Annotated in this window: 1 protein-coding gene; it reads left to right on the plus strand. The window is 38.8% G+C overall.

Features of this window, described 5'->3' with window-relative positions:
* Positions 1-109: 109 nt before the first annotated feature.
* A complete protein-coding gene (locus LQ203_RS27255; RefSeq protein WP_230163051.1) occupies positions 110-1,384 on the plus strand; it encodes an IS110 family transposase in 1,275 nt (424 codons plus the stop codon).
* Positions 1,385-1,846: the final 462 nt, after the last annotated feature.

Raw genomic sequence — 1,846 nt, forward strand, 5'->3', positions numbered from 1 at the left:
GTTAGCATTCCTGTAGAGCGTTAATTATTAACTTTGAAAAAAATAGGGCTCCTCAGTAAGATATGAGTAAGACATCACTCTAACTCAAAACCTTAGGAGGAACCCTAATATGAATTTTAAAATGCAGGACAAACAAAATCAACTCATTGAACGAATTTCTGATCGACATCTCGTTGTTGGCGTGGATATCGCCCAACAATTACACGTTGCTCGAGCTGTAAATTATCGAGGAATCGTGGTAGGTGATCCTCTTACTTTTGAAAATAACGAAGAAGGCTTTAACAGATTTCTAGAATGGATTAATAAACTAAAAGGTAAAAACAGCTTAGACACAACTATTGTCGGTATGGAACCTACAGGTCATTACTGGATTAATCTATCGAAATGGTTATCTAACGAAAAGGTTGATGTCGTAACAGTCAATCCTCACCTTGTAAAAAGAAATAAAGAAAATCGAGATAACACTCAGTCCAAAAGTGATAAAAAAGACGCTCTCGTGATTGCGGATATGGTCAAGAATGGATACTATTCTTTTGTTCATGTGGCTTCAGAGTCTTTCGAAAAACTTCGAGTTCTTATGTCCAACCGTGACGTAATCGTAAAACGTCTCGTTAGTTCTATTAATCAATTAAATCGATGGGTAGATGTTGTCTTTCCTGAGCTACGACAAGTGTTTAAAGATGTGAAAGGAAAAGGGGCAATCGCAACTCTACGTTTGTTTCCGACACCAATCGAGTTACGATCGATGCAACCTCAAGATATTGTAGCCAAATGGAAATCGGTAATGAAGCGTCAGCCTGGGTTGAAAAAAGCTTATCAACTTATAGATTTAGCTAAACGCTCTATCGGATCCCACCAAGCACATGATGCTTACAAGCTACATTTAGAACAACTACTGGAAGAGTATGATCTAGCTTCAATGCAACTCGAAAGAGTGGAACAAGAAGTCACTAACGTGCTTCAACATATTCCTTTCGCAAAGAAACTGTTGGCTATTAAAGGGATCAGTGAAATCTCTTTAGCTGGAATTTTAGGGGAAGCTGGAGATTTAAGTGGATTCGCCCACGGTAATTCTCTACTTCGTCATGCAGGGTTACATCTTTCCGAGGCGAGCTCTGGTAAATGGAAAGGTCAGATTGTCATTTCTAAACGTGGGAGATCCAGACTACGGCGTTTCTTATACCTAGCGACGATGTGCCTTGTCATGAATAACCCTGAGTTTAAAGCGTTGCACGCTAATAATGTTAAGGTGAAAAAAATAAAGAAAATGAAATCAATTATGAAATTGGTTGGTAAACTGGCTCGAGTATTTGTAGGCATAGCCAAACGAAATGAATCTTATTCCCCAGAAAAATTACAACCTTTTTCAGCTCTAGCAGCCTAGTTTTTATTGAATAAATCATGCTTTACAGGTTCTCGAAGGGAACCTCACTTGAAAATAATTAATACTTTATTTTCAGCTTATCTTTTGTCGAATGTTTTCTTATTCGTAGGATTTCAAAGATGCACGGAGTACCAGATTTCTTGAACAAAAGGGCACCGACCCATTAGGTTAGCATAACTGGCCTCCACCCCTTGGATAGGCATGACGAAGGAATGAGAGGGCATATTTTTCGATGACCCGTTGAGACATGGGAGGGAAAGCCTCCAGGGGCGGCGTGGAGATTATGTGCATTATATGGTAGAATATGGAGTTTCTTATTACTCCTTTATTTAACTATGCCTCCATGAAACCAAAATGATCTGAGCTCATTGCTTTTAACCGTTAATGTATTTTCAAGGGTTATGAAATCCTGCGAATAAGTGAGCATTCGAGAGATATAGCTATCATACTGAGGGAGTTCAA

Source organism: Peribacillus sp. Bi96, from assembly GCF_918698115.1.
Taxonomy (GTDB): Bacteria; Bacillota; Bacilli; order Bacillales; family DSM-1321; genus Peribacillus.

Bases quoted from the DNA above. Each gene is read 5' to 3' on its own strand.
- LQ203_RS27255 (WP_230163051.1), top strand. From the start codon at position 110: ATGAATTTTAAAATGCAGGACAAACAAAATCAACTCATTGAACGAATT.